The organism is Flavobacterium chungbukense, from assembly GCF_020805785.1.
GTDB lineage: Bacteria > Bacteroidota > Bacteroidia > Flavobacteriales > Flavobacteriaceae > Flavobacterium > Flavobacterium chungbukense.
The window spans coordinates 205,488-221,059 of record NZ_JAJGZV010000001.1 but is presented as its reverse complement, the minus strand read 5'-3'; the positions used below and the strand labels follow the sequence as shown (position 1 = coordinate 221,059).

Annotated in this window: 15 protein-coding genes; 6 read left to right on the top strand and 9 right to left on the bottom strand. The window is 33.1% G+C overall.

All coding sequences use genetic code 11. From position 1 onward, the window contains the following. Positions 1 to 228: 228 nt before the first annotated feature. Together LL966_RS01035 and LL966_RS01030 are read right to left on the bottom strand one after the other, a co-directional pair. A complete protein-coding gene (locus LL966_RS01035; RefSeq protein ID WP_229349349.1) occupies positions 229 to 1,809 on the bottom strand; it encodes an NADP-dependent glyceraldehyde-3-phosphate dehydrogenase in 1,581 nt (526 codons plus the stop codon). A 73-nt stretch (positions 1,810 to 1,882) separates the two neighbouring features. After that, the gene (locus LL966_RS01030) at positions 1,883 to 2,194 is read right to left on the bottom strand and encodes a rhodanese-like domain-containing protein (RefSeq protein WP_229349347.1); all 312 of its coding nucleotides are present in this window, start codon (positions 2,192 to 2,194) and stop codon (positions 1,883 to 1,885) included. A gap of 352 nt (positions 2,195 to 2,546) precedes the next feature. On the opposite strand from LL966_RS01030, the gene LL966_RS01025 reads away from it, so the two are divergent. Together LL966_RS01025 and LL966_RS01020 are read left to right on the top strand one after the other, a co-directional pair. Then, positions 2,547 to 3,173 carry a Crp/Fnr family transcriptional regulator gene (locus tag LL966_RS01025; protein ID WP_229349345.1) on the top strand — a complete coding sequence of 209 codons (627 nt, stop codon included), beginning with the start codon at positions 2,547 to 2,549 and terminating at the stop codon, positions 3,171 to 3,173. 267 nt (positions 3,174 to 3,440) lie between these two features. After that, on the top strand, positions 3,441 to 4,226 hold the full coding sequence (locus tag LL966_RS01020) for a sulfite exporter TauE/SafE family protein (protein WP_229349343.1): 786 nt from the start codon (positions 3,441 to 3,443) through the stop codon (positions 4,224 to 4,226). Between the two features lie 134 nt (positions 4,227 to 4,360). Here the strand turns inward: LL966_RS01020 and LL966_RS01015 are convergent, their stop codons facing one another. The 7 genes from LL966_RS01015 to LL966_RS00985 form a co-directional block, all read right to left on the bottom strand. After that, positions 4,361 to 4,747, bottom strand: a complete 387-nt coding sequence (locus LL966_RS01015; RefSeq protein ID WP_229349341.1) for a helix-turn-helix transcriptional regulator — start codon at positions 4,745 to 4,747, stop codon at positions 4,361 to 4,363. Positions 4,748 to 4,974: 227 nt separating this feature from the next. Next, positions 4,975 to 5,379 (bottom strand): hypothetical protein, encoded by a 405-nt coding sequence (locus LL966_RS01010; protein ID WP_229349339.1) that lies wholly within the window; start codon positions 5,377 to 5,379, stop codon positions 4,975 to 4,977. Between the two features lie 527 nt (positions 5,380 to 5,906). After that, entirely contained in the window at positions 5,907 to 6,761 is an 855-nt protein-coding gene (locus LL966_RS01005) for a hypothetical protein (RefSeq protein WP_229349337.1), read from the bottom strand. Positions 6,762 to 6,970: 209 nt separating this feature from the next. Next, complete coding sequence (locus LL966_RS01000) at positions 6,971 to 7,429, bottom strand: hypothetical protein (RefSeq protein WP_229349335.1); 459 nt, start codon at positions 7,427 to 7,429, stop codon at positions 6,971 to 6,973. A gap of 52 nt (positions 7,430 to 7,481) precedes the next feature. Further along, positions 7,482 to 8,558, bottom strand: a complete 1,077-nt coding sequence (gene cydB / locus LL966_RS00995) for a cytochrome d ubiquinol oxidase subunit II (RefSeq protein WP_229349333.1) — start codon at positions 8,556 to 8,558, stop codon at positions 7,482 to 7,484. Between the two features lie 2 nt (positions 8,559 to 8,560). Next, positions 8,561 to 9,907, bottom strand: coding sequence for a cytochrome ubiquinol oxidase subunit I (locus tag LL966_RS00990; protein ID WP_229349331.1), 1,347 nt, complete (start codon positions 9,905 to 9,907; stop codon positions 8,561 to 8,563). Positions 9,908 to 10,072: 165 nt separating this feature from the next. Next, positions 10,073 to 10,663, bottom strand: coding sequence for an HD domain-containing protein (locus tag LL966_RS00985; protein WP_229349329.1), 591 nt, complete (start codon positions 10,661 to 10,663; stop codon positions 10,073 to 10,075). Positions 10,664 to 10,929: 266 nt separating this feature from the next. Between LL966_RS00985 and LL966_RS00980 the strand changes: the two genes are divergently transcribed. From LL966_RS00980 to LL966_RS00965, 4 genes are all read left to right on the top strand, one after another. Continuing rightward, positions 10,930 to 12,348, top strand: a complete 1,419-nt coding sequence (locus LL966_RS00980) for an MBL fold metallo-hydrolase (protein WP_229349327.1) — start codon at positions 10,930 to 10,932, stop codon at positions 12,346 to 12,348. A 173-nt stretch (positions 12,349 to 12,521) separates the two neighbouring features. Further along, positions 12,522 to 13,091 carry a YeeE/YedE family protein gene (locus LL966_RS00975; RefSeq protein ID WP_229349326.1) on the top strand — a complete coding sequence of 190 codons (570 nt, stop codon included), beginning with the start codon at positions 12,522 to 12,524 and terminating at the stop codon, positions 13,089 to 13,091. Between the two features lie 12 nt (positions 13,092 to 13,103). Continuing rightward, positions 13,104 to 13,580 (top strand): DUF6691 family protein, encoded by a 477-nt coding sequence (locus LL966_RS00970; protein ID WP_229349323.1) that lies wholly within the window; start codon positions 13,104 to 13,106, stop codon positions 13,578 to 13,580. A 339-nt stretch (positions 13,581 to 13,919) separates the two neighbouring features. Continuing rightward, the gene (locus LL966_RS00965) at positions 13,920 to 15,497 is read left to right on the top strand and encodes a glycerol-3-phosphate dehydrogenase/oxidase (protein ID WP_229349321.1); all 1,578 of its coding nucleotides are present in this window, start codon (positions 13,920 to 13,922) and stop codon (positions 15,495 to 15,497) included. The last annotated feature ends 75 nt before the right edge of the window (positions 15,498 to 15,572 follow it).

The following is a 15,572-nucleotide window of genomic DNA, read 5'->3' as shown; positions in this document are numbered from 1 at the left end:
CGAATGTTACAAATTTAGTTATTAATTGTGAATTATTAATTGTTGATGGTTTTTGGTTTTTAGTTGATGGTTAAACAGAACTTATCAACCCAGCAACTTTGCAACTCTGAGCCTTTGTTACTTTGTCACCAAAAAAAACCTTAGAACCTTAGTATCTTAAAAAGAAAAAAACCGCCCGCTTCAAGAAGAAACAGACGGTATCTACAATTAATATATAACTCTTGAATACTACAAAATGTAATCAGTATTAATAAAGTTCGATTCTTTGCTATTAAGCAATTCCTGCAAAATCTGATTGTTGTAATCGATATCTTTTGAAGCAACAAACGTACGGATCGAGAAAGAACGTAAAGCATCTGGAATACTTAAAGTTCCTACAGCAGAATCTTTTCTTCCTGTAAAAGGGAAAGCATCTGGTCCTCTTTGGCAAGAACTGTTGAGGTTAACCCTGCAAACTAGATTTACTAAAGCATCAATAAGCGGTGCTATCGTTTTAATGTCTTTACCAAACAAACTCACTTGCTGTCCGTAGTTTGATTCGGCCATATCTTTCAACGGCTCTTTAATATCTTTGAATGAAAGAACAGGAACAACTGGTCCAAACTGCTCTTCGTGATACACACGCATTTCTTTATTTACTGGATATAAAACGGCTGGAAAAATATAATTATCAGTATGTTTTCCTCCTTTTTCATTGATAATTTCTGCTCCTTTAGAAGTTGCATCATCAATTAATCCTTGAATATAACTTGGCTTTTCCGTTTCTGGAAGCGGTGTTAGTGAAACTCCTTTTTCCCATGGATTTCCAAAAACTAAACCGTCAACTTTTTCAGCAAAACGTCTATTGAATTCTTCTCTAATCGATTCGTGAACATATAAAACTTTTAATGCTGTACAACGCTGACCGTTAAAAGACAAACTTCCTGTAATGCATTCTTGAATTGCTAAATCTAAATCGGCATCTGGAAGAATAATCGCTGGATTTTTAGCCTCTAAACCTAAAATCAAACGCAATCTGTTTTTGTTCGGATGCTGATCTTGTAAAGCAATCGCCGATTTACTGTTTCCAATTAATGCTAAAACATCAATTTTTCCAGATTTCATGATTGGAGACGCCACTTCGCGACCTCTTCCATAAACGATATTAATTACACCTTTTGGAAAACTGCTTCTAAAAGCTTCCAATAATGGCGAAATACATAAAACACCATGTTTAGCAGGTTTAAAAATCACTGTATTTCCCATAATTAAAGCCGGAATTAACAATGAAAAAGTCTCGTTTAATGGGTAGTTATAAGGTCCAAGACACAAAACAACACCAAGAGGTCCACGACGAATCATAGCATTTACACCTTGCACTTTTTCAAAATGCGAGCTGCGTCCGTTTAGTTCCTTATAGCTATCAATAGTATCCTGAATGTATTCTACAGTTCTATCAAACTCCTTTTGCGAATCGCCAAGATTTTTTCCAATTTCCCACATCAAAAGCTTAACTACTTCTTCGCGAGTTTCTTTCATTTGTCTCACAAAATTCTCCATGCTTTTAATACGATCGGCAACTTTCATTGTTGGCCATAATCCTTGCCCCATATCGTATGCATTGGTCGCAGCTTCTACAACTTCTGCTGCTTCTTTTTCTGCCATAAAAGGAATAGATCCTAATAAGGTTGGAGAATATTTCTCTGTTGAAGAAATAGTAGAAAACACAGGTGTGGTTTGCCCTGTCCATTGTTTCAATTCTCCGTTTACAAGATAAGTGTCTTGGTTGATCAGCGTATTAATCTGATATTCTTCTGGTATAAAACTCATAGTTTGGTTATTTAATGGTCTGGTAATTCTATTTTCAAAAGAAAAAAGAGGCTTTTGTATGCCTCTTCTTCTTTTATGGTTGTACTGTTTCGCCTTCCCAATCTAGGATTCCTCCAAGCAAATTGTAAGCATTTTGTATACCCAATTCGTTCATAACCTGGCATGCTTTTGCACTTCTTGCCCCAGAACGACAGTATACATAATAATTTTTATTTTTGTCTAGTTCTTCAATTTCGTAAATGAACCCCTGCCCTTTATTGATATCAATGTTTAAAGCATTCTCAATGTAGCCATCATTAAATTCGTCTTCAGTTCTTACGTCAAGTATAACTGCATTTTCGTCAGCGTTTAACTGAGCAACCCAATCTTCTTGTGATAAATTCATAATAAAATGTGTTTTTGTAAAATTACGACGTTTCTATATATAAAAAACGTACCAAATGCGATTTCGATTATTATTCTCAGAAAACGTTTTAGAGAAACAATTATAATCAGTGAATTACAAATTTAGTTACTATTTTTAAAAATTCAGTCCACAAAATCGATAGAAAATAGGATTTTTTCATTTACATAAAATTGACATGAAATCTAGTTTTCTGATAATTAATCCCATTTCAATCTATTATCTTTGCAATCAATCACAGCTTTTGATTTCTTTTTGATAAAATACTCTGTCACGAATTACACAAATTGCCACAAATTAATTTGAGTAATTCATGGCTAAAAAATTAAAGTCCATGCAAAATTCATTAAAAAATATCTTTCCAAATTTCTCCAACGAACTTATCGAAACCATAGAAAAAAATGGAACTCTTCAGGATTTTGAAGCGGGAACTATTTTAATGCGCACGGGACAGTATATTAAAAATACAGCTTTGATTACAAAAGGCAAAATCAAAATTTATCGCGAAGGAGAAGATGGCGGCGAGTTTTTATTGTATTATTTACAGCCAGGTCAAGCTTGTGCGATTTCGATGATTTGCACAGTTAAAAGCGAAAAAAGTCAGATTATGGCAAAAGTGGTCGAAGATGTTTCTGTAATGATGATTCCGTTGCAATCAATGGACAAATGGATGATGGAACACAGAAGCTGGTATGAATTTGTCATTGAAACCTACAGAAGCCGTTTTGAAGAAGTTCTCGAAGTAGTCGATAATATTGCTTTCCGTTCTATGGACGAACGTTTAGAATTTTATTTAAAAAGACATTCTGATGCTTGCGGCTGTTCTGAAGTAAATCTTTCGCATCAAGAAATCGCAACCGAATTGAATACTTCTCGCGAAGTGGTTTCTAGATTACTCAAAAAAATGGAACAACGCGGTCTAGTCAAACTCAACCGAAACCAGATTGAGTTATTGAAATAGTTTTTTTTTGCCACAGATTAAAAATATTAGATGGATTTTTCTATTCTTATTAAAAAGAAATCCTAATAATCCTTTTAATCTGTGGCAAAAATATTTCCTGTTGTCAGGCTGAACGAAGTCGAAGCCCCGCAAAGCATTTCGACTTCGCTCAATGTGACAGAATAATTCCTGAAAATTCGAGAATTCGTCGCTAAAAAAAAATCTTCTGTGATAAATGTTACTGTAGAATCCTAATTTCCGAAGCAACTTTGCATTAAAATAAATGCAATGGAATATTTAGGCTTTTTTGCTGCTATCATAATCGGAATTTCACTTGGCTTAATTGGCGGAGGCGGTTCTATTTTAACTATTCCAATTTTAGTTTATTTGTTTAAAGTAAATCCGGATCAAGCAACTTCTTATTCTCTTTTTATTGTTGGACTTACCGCTCTTTTCGGAAGTTACAGCCATTACAAAATGGGAAATCTGAAATTGAAATCAGCGCTTTATTTTGCTATTCCTTCTATCATTTCGATTCTAATTATTCGTGAAGTAATTTTTCCTCAAATTGCAAAAACCTTATTCTGTGTTGCATCTTATTCGGTATCCAAAGATTTTCTAATTATGATAATCTTTTCTGTATTGATGATTACAGCAGCGATTTCGATGATTAAGAAAAATCAGCCCGATGTAAAAACTGTCGAAACCAATTATTTGCAATTAAGTTTTATTGGATTTTTGGTCGGAATTGTAACTGGTTTTCTTGGCGCTGGTGGCGGATTTTTAATTATTCCCGCGCTGCTTTTTTTCGCCAATTTACCAATGAAACAAGCCGTTGGAACTTCATTATTAATCATAACCATTAATTCCTCAATTGGTTTTGCGGGCGATTTATACATCGGAACACCAATAGATTATACTTTTTTATTAAGTGTTTCTGCAATGGCTTTAATCGGAATGCTGATTGGAAGTCAGCTTTCTAAAAAAATTGACGGAACAAAACTAAAACCTCTTTTTGGCTGGTTTGTTCTCATAATGGGGTTTTATATCATCACCAAAGAAGTATTGTTTTAGAATTAACGCATCACAACTGGTCGTGTAGATCTTTGTCGATTTTAATTTATATTTTGAATTTAGTTTTTACTTGTAGAGTAATCTTTGTCAAAGTTTGATACTTTGACAAAGATGAAACTAAAAATTTGTTGGTTCTAAATTTCTCCAAACTTATCCTTATATCGCTCCAATTCATTTTCGGTAATATTGAGCAGTTTTTCCAATAACTGGATTTTATCTTCGTAAAGCTCTTTTAATGCCGATGAATTATCTGTGTTAATTAAAATACTTCCGTTATTGTTTCCTGTTATTTTATTGAAATTATTGAAGTACTTATCATAATCAAAACTAATAATATCTTCTACGCTGACATCTAAAATTCTTCCAATTTCTACCAGCTTTTCATAACTCAAAGAAGTTTTTCCTTTTTCAATTTTGCTGTAACCTGCCTGTGTCACACCTAATCTTTCTGCCATATATTCTTGAGTATAATTTTTTAACTCTCTAATATTCTTTATTTTGTTTTTAATCGTTGCGGCCATAATTTCGTAATTTGGGGTCCGTATAGTTAAAACAGCCCGCCGTTACTTTAATAACGACATAACTATACTTATTTTTGGTATTTTAAAGCTACTTCATAATTAGCAATATATGACTTAGCGTTTCGTTAATTTTTTTCTTTTCGTTATAAAATAACCGTAAATCAAAGCTGCCATTATGACTAAAAAGTCATAACGGGAAATATCAAATACAAACATTCTATTTCTTTTTAAGCTGTTTTTTGAATATTTCTTTCGAATTGAAGATCCAAATAGTAATCTATTTGTTTTCCAACTAAAGCACGATCTTTTGATTCAATTTTGGTTTTTATTTCATTTTGATAAATATCTCTCACAAAAACAAAATAAACAAATTCTGTTGAATCGCTAAATCTGATAGTTATAATAAGCGCGTAACATATAAGTGCTGGAATGATGTAATATAAATCCATTAAATCAGAAAATAGCATACAATAATAAGTTACGGCTGTTACAGCGGCAAAAGCACCATTTTCTAGAAAGTATTTTTTTCTTTTTTTCAGTAATCCAATTTCTTTAATTTCATCAAAATGATACTGCCAATTTTTAGATTTATAAGAAAATCTAATCTTGTCGGTTAAAATTGTTAAGGGCATAATAATTTGTAGGTAAAAAAGATTTAAGCTTTTAGTAAAAATCGATTTCTAAAAATTCTTTTGGGGGAAAAATTCTTAGATACGCAATATTAAGCATTAACTCGTTTGTTTTCCTACAATAAAAATTATAGAATATAACTTTTAGTTGTAATTAAATCTTTAATAAATGATTACGCTTATAAAATGGGCTTATTTAGGACAATATATCTTTTAATTCTTTCAAAAATCAAAAGATAAATCTTTATTAGAAAAGAGCTAAAAATTTGGGATTTTGATTTATAATTTGATACAAAAATAACCTAAATAATTTAATTATTTCAAAAAAGTTAAACATCATATTTTCATGTTTTAGTTTCTTTGTCAAATTCTGCTCGAACATAACGAAGATATTTCACAGGAACTTTAGTAGTTCTATGCCTTTTTACTTCCCAAATAACTTTTTCATATAAAGCGATGGCTACTAACAAAAAAACCTCCAGTTAAAAATGGAGGAAGTTTATGTTTCTAATATAAGAAATTACAAAGTTTTATTTTAATTCATAAGTCCATTTCAATGTTTTCTCATCAAAATCTACAGAAATATAAGCCATATAATCAACAGCAATTTGGGTATTTTTATGTCTTTTTAACTCCCAAACTTTCAAATTTTTCAGCAATTCTATAGTGTAAATTTCAAATTCCGTTAGAGGTCTTCTACTTTTTACATTAAATTCTTTCATTAAACCAAAATTCGGGTCAATTTTAAAATCTTCAGAAGATTTGTACCAATCAAAAAAATTAAAAACAGAAATCAATTCTCCTTTTTTATTGATGTACAATGCAAAAAGTCCGAATGGTTTATCAGATTTTATAGCTTTCGCATCTTTAAAAATGGAGTCGAGATTGGTAATTGGTTTCGTAAGATTAAATTCATAGTTCACAGCATAGTCAAGATCGTAGATGTAGCTATCCAAATTAAATTCGTTACCATGATCCAACACCTTTTGCAGAAGAGGATCAATTCCTCTTTCCCCAATAACATGAGAGTTGGAACACATAATACTAAACCCTAATTTCCCTTGATATTCAGAAGCAAAAACTAGTAGTTTCTGATTCTTATAAACTTCCGAATAGCATGAACTCCCACCAGAGTCCTCTTTCTCATAGTAAAATGTAAAACGCAGTTCTTTTGGAATATTAGCTTTTTTATAATTCTTGAGCACCTTAACTTTTATAGAATAGGTAGCAGAATCTTTGGCAATTTTTTTATCTATAACTAATCCTTCAAAAACATATTTTGAGGAGTAAAATTCTAAAATTGGTTTTGGTGCATAGCATGAGCAGGCTAATACTTTTATAGTGCTTAAAAGAAAGAAAAATGTAATTATTTTAAAGTTTTTCATTAAATGAAATATTAATAGAATGTTTTAAAGAAGACTAAGAAAATTTTCAATATCTTCTATGAATTACCTCAAGCTTTAGCTGGAGGTAAACAAATCTATACAAATAAAGGGCTTTAGCCAAACTTAGGAATTTGGCTAAAGCTTTTTCAAAATCAAACAAAAAAACCTCCAGTTAAAACTGGAGGCAATTAAATTTATAAAAGACTTTTCTAATTTTCTTCAAATCCGACTAACTTAAACTCTAATCTTCCAGAATCATTCAATTTGTAACTAAATATACTTTTACCTTCAACATGACCATCTCCATAATCGGCAATTAAATATTTACTTCCTAATAATTGAATATTTCCGAAAGACATATTCCCTCCTAAAGTTGGCTGCAACGGAATTAAATCTGTTCTCTTTGTTAATTCTTCTTTTATAAATTTTTCTGGGTCAACAATTCCTTTCTTTTTAAAATCTACATTATCATATTCAGGATCATACCAAGCATTTTTATCTTGCAAAACAACAATTGCTTCTTGGGCCACTTCCAGTTTTCTATTTAAAGAATCATTCTTTTTTTGCAATAATACATTTTCATTTTCAAGTAAACTTTCATTCTGTTTTGCACAGCTTGTTAGTACAACGAAAACTGCGGTCAATACTATTAGAGCAAAATTTTTCATTTAAAAGAAATAAAAATTAGTGTAAATTAGTGCAATTCGTGGCAACAAAAAATCAATGTTCCCCATATCCAATATCATCCATTTTTCCGCTAAAAACGCGATACTGAATAATAAAATAAATAATAACCAGAAACAAAGCGACAAAAAACCAGCTCAAACCTGCATTTAATCCATATTCGTGAGCGGCAGTATTGTAAATCGTCAATGACGGATTTACTTTATTGGTCGAAGGCAGAACATTCGGGAAAATTGAAACCGCGGTAGACGCAAATCCCCCAACTAAAAACAAAGTCGAAAAAATAAAACCATGTCCATCTTTTTTGAAAGAACGAACTTTGAATAATCCCGCAATTCCAACAAAAGTCATTAAAGGAAAAAACCAAAGAATCGGATTTTCAATAAAATTATGAAATGGTTTTGGTTCGATAAAATGCCAAATTCCTAAAGAAATAAAGACCAAAATCAGCAAAACAAAGTTCAATTTAAAAACTACATTTTTCAATTTCGGATTTAAAGCTGAATTCGTTTTGTAAATAATCCAGTTTGCACCGTGAATCGTTAATGCCACAACACTTACAATTCCTAAGAAAAGCGTAAACCAGTCAATAATTCCCAATTCATTTGCTTGCGGACTAAAAGTTGGATTCCATAAAGGCAGAAAGAAATAATGTGGCTCTTGAGTTGAAACACCGTTTTGAACCATTCCGAGATTCACACCGCGAACAATATTTCCGAGAGCAATTCCGAAGAAAAGCGCCAAAAGTAAACTCGCAATTCCGAATGCTTTATCCCAAATACTTTCCCACATATGATTGTGTACTTGTCCACGCATTTCCAATCCGATCGCACGGAAAATTAAAAGCCATAAAATCATAATCAAAGGCAGATAAAATCCGCTGAAAGAAGAAGCATATAAAGTCGGAAAAGCAAAAAACAATACACCTCCGGCTGCAATTAGCCAAACTTCATTGGCATCCCAAAACGGACCAATCGCACTTGTTATCGCTTTTTTATCTTTTTCTGTATCGGCAAAAAATAAATGAATAATTCCTGCACCAAAATCATAGCCGTCTAAAACCAGATAAACCGCTAGAATTCCCATTAAAACTACGTACCAAAAAAATTCCATACTTATATTTTTTCTGTTGAAAGTTCCACATTGTGTGGTCCTTTATTGATAATTTTTCCAACTAAAAGTAAAAACAACATTCCCAGTAAAAGGTATAAACCAATAAAACCTAACAAGGTAAACAAAGTATTTCCTGAAGAAACTGTTGGCGAAGCTCCAGCAGAAGTTCGTAATAAATTATAAACCAACCAAGGCTGTCTTCCTAATTCGGCCGTGTACCAGCCTGTTGTGTTGGCAATATACGGAAACGGCATCATGAACATTAACGACCATAAAAGCCATTTGGTTTCGAATAATTTCCCTCTAATTAGTTGAAAAAGAGAAAGCGCCATTAAACCAATAAAAACGGTTCCAAGTCCGACCATAATATGATAGGCATAATACAAACCAGAAATATTAGTCGGATGCAAATCTTCTTCAAACTGATCTAATCCTTTAATTTCCTGATCCCAATTTCCATAAGTCAGGAAACTTAAAATATTTGGAACAGCGATTTTATTATCTAGTTTTTTGTCTTTTACATCAGGCTGGCCAATTAAAACAATTTCTGACCCTTTCTTTTCGGTATGAAAAATTCCTTCCATTGCAGCAAAAGTTACTGGCTGGTATTTCACAACGTTTTTAGCCGCTAAATCTCCAGTCGGAACAGCAACTACAACACTTGAAATCAATCCGAAGATTACGCCTGTTTTTAAGAACAATTTCCCGAAAGAAACATTCTTTTTACTTAAAATATAGAAAGCGCCAATTCCGGCAACAACAAAAGAACTTGTTACCATTGAAGCCGCCTGATTATGCAAATAAGAAGGCCAAAGCCAAGGATTTAAAAATAAAGCTTGAAAATTAGTCAGTACAAATTTTCCGTTTTCTAAGATTTCGTAACCAACAGGATTCTGCATCCACGAATGTGTTGCAATGATTAAAAATCCGCTGGCCCAAGAACCAATCATAATTAATAATCCGGTTACAAAATGCCATTTATGTCCCAACAGTTTTTCTCCAAATAAAAATATCCCTAAGAAAGACGATTCGAGAAAGAAAGAAAACATTCCTTCCATTGCGAGTGTCTGACCAATGATTCCTCCAGTTAACTCAGAGAATTTTGCCCAATTGGTTCCGAATTGAAACTCCATCGGAATTCCCGTTACAACGCCCATCGCAAAATTGAGAGCGAAGATTTTCATCCAGAAATGAGTGGCATGATTGTATTGTTCGTCTTTAGTTTTTAAGTATTTCCATTTGAAGTACACAATGATCAGCGAAAGACCCATTGTAAGTTGCGGAAAAAGATAATGAAAAGTAATGGTGAAGGCAAATTGCATTCGATCATAAAAGAGCATTTCTTCCATAAGTGGTAATTTGTTTATGAAGTTCCACAAATTTACCCATTAAAACCCGAATAGCCTCTTTAAAACAATAGTTTCTTTTTAAAATTTTGAACCATATAAGTGATATAAGTAAATATAAATTTAGAAATAAACTAAAATGAACTTACATCACTTATATGGTTTAAACTATTTCTTCAAAATCCCCTTTTCAACACTCTCATTAATCAAACCTTCAGCATACTTCCATAATGATGTTGAACCATTTTTGATTACGCTTTTCTTTTCATAAACCTTATCGTAATTCACTCCAAACTCTTTCCAAGTTCCGCCATTGTTAGAAGTATTTTGCAACAAAGGTTCTAATCTATCCATCGATCTTGCAAATTTGGCTTCGTTGGTTTCTCCTGCTTCAAATTCTTCCCAAATGGCAATTAATTCTTCCGCTTGATTTTTAGGCAAAAGACCAAAAATTCTATTTGCCGCTAATCTTTCTTCGTCTGTATTATCATGACTTTTCACAGTATCATAAATAAAAACATCTCCTGCGTCGATTTCTACGATATCATGAATCAAAACCATTTTTACGACTTTCAGAACATCAATCGGTTCGTTTGAATGTTCTGCCAAAACAATCGCCATTAATGCCAAATGCCAGCTGTGTTCTGCGTCATTTTCGCAGCGGTCGCTATTAAAAAGTTTCGTTTTGCGCTGAATGTATTTTACTTTATCAATTTCTTTTATAAAAGCGATTTGATCTAATAAATCTTGTGTGTTCATAAGGAATTTATAAATGATTCTGTGGAATTGTAAAAATACAAAGTTTTTTTTCTACCATTTAAGTAATATAAGCAATTATAAGCTGGATGCTTACTATCGTATAAAAATGGAAACACATATAAGTAACTCCTTCAAAAATGAACTTATATCACTTATATGGTTAAATTACATTTTTTTACACAAAAACCTAATTTCTGTAACATTAGTCACCTATTTTTCTAAAAAACAAAGTTACCTTTGTATCCCATCATTTTACAATATCTATCATGAAAATAGAGCAAATTTACACCGGATGCCTTGCGCAAGGTGCATACTATATCACTTCAAATGGCGAAGCGGCCATTATTGATCCGCTTAGAGAAACGCAACCTTACCTAGATCGTTTAGAACGTGACGGAGTAAAATTGAAATATATTTTTGAAACGCACTTTCACGCTGATTTCGTTTCAGGACACGTTGATTTAAGCAAAGAAACTGGAGCGCCAATCGTTTATGGACCAAATGCTGCCTGCGAATTTGACTGCATTTCTGCAACAGACGGACAAGAATTTAAACTTGGAAAAGTCACCATCAAAGTTTTGCACACTCCAGGACATACTATGGAAAGCACTACTTTTTTACTAATTGACGAAAATGGAAAAGATCATGCTATTTTTTCTGGAGACACGTTATTTATAGGCGATGTTGGACGTCCAGACTTAGCTCAAAAAGCGGCGGGAATGACACAAGATCAATTGGCTGGAATTTTATTTCATTCGTTAAGAGATAAAATCATGACTTTGGCTGATGATGTGATCGTTTATCCGGCGCACGGTGCAGGAAGTGCTTGTGGAAAAAACATGAGTAAAGAAACCGTTTCGACTATCGGAAATCAGAAAGCAAACAATTATGCATTGCGAGCTAATATGACCGAAGAAGAATTCATCAAAGAAGTTACCGACGGTTTATTGCCTCCTCCTGCCTATTTCAGCATGAATGTTGCCATGAATAAACAAGGTTACGAAAGCTTTGAAACTGTTTTACACAATGGAATGAAAGCCATAAACGTAACTGAATTTGAAGCTGTTGCAGAAGAAACTGGCGCTTTAATCCTTGACACAAGAAGTGCCGCAGATTTTAGTAAAGCATTTGTTCCGCAATCTATCAATATCGGAATCAACGGTGATTTTGCACCGTGGGTTGGAACTTTAATTGCGAATGTGAAACAGCCTATTATTTTGATTACCACGGCTGGAATGGAAGAAGAAACCGTAACGCGTTTAAGTCGTGTTGGTTTTGATACTATTATAGGACATTTGGATGGCGGTTTTGAAGCTTGGCAAAAAGCGGGTTACGAAACAGATTCTGTAAATAGAATTACTGCTGAACAGTTTGCTAATGAAGTAGATATTCAAAAAGACAAAATAATTGACATTCGTAAAGAAACCGAATACGAAGCAGAACATATCGAAGATGCTTACAGCAAACCTTTAGCTTATATTAATGACTGGGTAAAAGATATTAATCCGAATGAGCATTTTTATCTGCATTGTGCTGGTGGCTACAGAAGTATGATTGCAGCTTCAATTTTGCAGGCACGTGGATTTAGAAATTTCTCTGAAGTTGAAGGCGGTTTTGGAGCAATTTCAAAAACAGATATCCCAAAATCAGATTTTGTTTGTCAGAGCAAGGTTTTGAAAGCATAAACATTGAACATAAATTTTTACCATATAAGCGATATAAGTTCATTTCAGCTAGGGTGTTTTTAAACCCACTTCTTATATTTACTTAACTTTTTCTAAGTTATATAAGAAACTCCAACTTATAATTTCTTATATAACTTATATGGTAAAAAAAATACTTAATCTTTAAATTATTTATGAGTTTACTAGAAATTTTGAGAGAACCTTGGCCTTGGTATGTTGCTGGTCCGTTGATTGGATTAACAGTTCCAATTTTATTAATTATCGGAAATAAATCTTTCGGAATTAGTTCTTCACTTCGTCATATTTGTGCGGCTTGTATTCCTGCAAATATTTCCTTTTTTAAATACGATTGGAAAAAAGAAAGCTGGAATTTATTCTTTGTTTTCGGAATATTTTTAGGCGGTGTAATCGCTGCTTATTTCCTTTCTAATCCAAATGCGGTTGTTATTTCTCCAGAACTTTCTGAGCAATTAGCTGGTTACGGAATTACAGATCACACTGGATTAGTTCCTGTACAATTATTTTCTTGGGAAAGTTTATTGACACTTCGCGGATTCATTATGATGGTTGTCGGCGGATTTTTAGTTGGTTTCGGAACACGTTACGCCGGCGGTTGCACAAGCGGACACGCGATTATGGGATTATCAAACTTACAATGGCCTTCATTGGTCGCTACAATCTGCTTCATGATTGGTGGTTTTGTAATGTCACTTTTGATTTTACCTTATATTCTTTCACTTTAAAATTCTAATAAAATGAGTTTAGAAAATAAAAATACCGACAGCGAAGGAATTAACGCAAGTCATAAAAAAGAAAATGCATTCGAGAATATTAAATATTTAATCGTCGGCATATTTTTCGGAATTGTATTCGTAAAAGCAGAAATTATAAGCTGGTTTCGAATTCAGGAAATGTTTCACCTAGAATCATTCCATATGTATGGCGTAATCGGATGTGCTGTTGTAGTTGGATTAATATCAGTCCAATTAATTAAAAAATTCAATATCAAAACCCTTCAGGGAGAAAAAATAGAAATCCAGCCAAAAACTTTCAACAAAGGTCAAATTTACGGCGGATTATTATTCGGTTTCGGATGGGCAATTACTGGAGCTTGTCCAGGTCCGCTTTTTGCTCAAATTGGTACAGGCGCAACCGTAATTGTAGTTACTTTAGTAAGTGCCATTGCTGGAACTTGGGTCTATGGGTTGATTAAAGATAAACTGCCTCACTAAAAAATTTGCTACAATTTTATTTGTTTCAGGTTTCAAGTTGGAAAACGTAACAAACCCGATAGTTTTTTTTTAACTGTCGGGTTTTGTATTTTAAGAACCTATTCATTCCGTAGGAATGTCTGGTCGGTAGAAATTAAATTTGAATTCCATTTACACGTTCCGTAGGAATGTATGATTAACGATTGAATATCCCATTTAAAAAAAACAAATGTCCTTACAGGACACAACACAATACGATATTATATTTTTCTACCGACGAGATATTCCTAAGGAATATTTCTTCATCTATTTTTAATTTCATTTCGTTAAGTTTGCTTTAAACAATATTTCAAATATAAAATGAATCGTTCCGAACAACTAGCCAAACTAAAGAATACCGAAAAATGGGACGTAATAATTATAGGCGGTGGCGCGAGCGGACTCGGAACTGCGATTGATGCGGCAAGTCGTGGCTATAAAACCATCTTATTTGAAGCTGTAGATTTTGCAAAAGGAACTTCGAGCAGAAGTACAAAATTGGTTCATGGCGGAGTGCGTTATTTAGAACAGGGAAATGTTCATTTAGTAAGAGAGGCACTGAAAGAAAGAGGTTTACTGGCTCAAAATGCTAGTCATTTAGTAAAAAACCAATTGTTTGTTATTCCGAATTATCATTATTTGAGTGGTTTTATTTATACTATTGGTTTAAAAATTTACGATTTATTATCCGGTTGTTTGAGTTTAGGAAGTTCAAAATATCTTTCAAAAAAGAAAACTATTGAAATGCTTCCCAACGTAGAAGAAAATGGTCTTATCAACGGTGTTATTTATCACGACGGACAATTTGATGATTCTCGTCTCGCCATTAATCTTGCGCAGACTGCTGTAGAAAACGGAGCTTGTGTTTTAAATTATACTAAAGTAACGAACTTGCTAAAAGATGACCACAATCGGATTATTGGCGTTGAGGTAATCGATCAAGAAAATGAAATTACTTATAAAATAAAAGGTTTAGTAGTAATAAATGCGACTGGAGTATTTACTAATGCCATCATGAAATTAAATGATGCGGTTTATAAAAAATATATTGTTCCAAGTCAGGGAATACATCTGGTGTTTGACAAATCATTTTTGCCTGGCGAAAATGCCTTGATGATTCCGAAAACGAAAGACGGAAGGGTATTATTTGCAGTTCCTTGGCACAATCGTATTGTAGTTGGTACAACTGATACTTTGATAAAGAAACAAAGTTTAGAACCAATTGCTTTAGAAAGCGAAATTCAATTTGTTTTAGAAACTGCACAACGATTTTTAGCAAAAAAACCTACAAGAGCCGATGTACTTTCCGTTTTTGCAGGCTTACGCCCGCTCGCAGCGCCAAAGGAAGAAGGAAAAAGCACCAAAGAAGTTTCTAGGAGTCATAAAATTATTGTTTCAGAAACAGGTTTAATAACCATTACTGGCGGAAAATGGACAACGTATAGAAAAATGGCTGAAGAAATAATAAACACTGGTATCCTAAAAGGAAAACTTCCTAAAAAATCATGCATTACAGAACACTTATCTATTCACGGAAACAAACCAACGACTAATCTTGATCGTGAAAATCATTTATATATATATGGTAGCGATATTAAAAAAATACAGCAATTACAACAAAACGAACCTGAGTTAAAAGAAAAGCTGCACCCTAATCACGAATTTACAATGGCAGAAGTCGTTTGGGCAATTCGTCATGAAATGGCTAGAACTGTTGATGATATTCTGGCAAGACGTGTTCGTTTACTTTTTTTAGATGCGAGAGCGGCTATTGAGGTCTCAGAAAAAATAGCGCGTTTGCTTGCTAAAGAATTAAGTCATGATGAAGATTGGATCAGAAAAGAAATTTCAAATTTTTCAGTAATTGCCAAAGGATTTTTGCTTCCTGAGTTTCAGTAGAACTTGAATTTGAACTGATTTTTAATCATTTAGCTGAATTACATTTTTATTTGTCTTACAAAAGCCATTTTTACA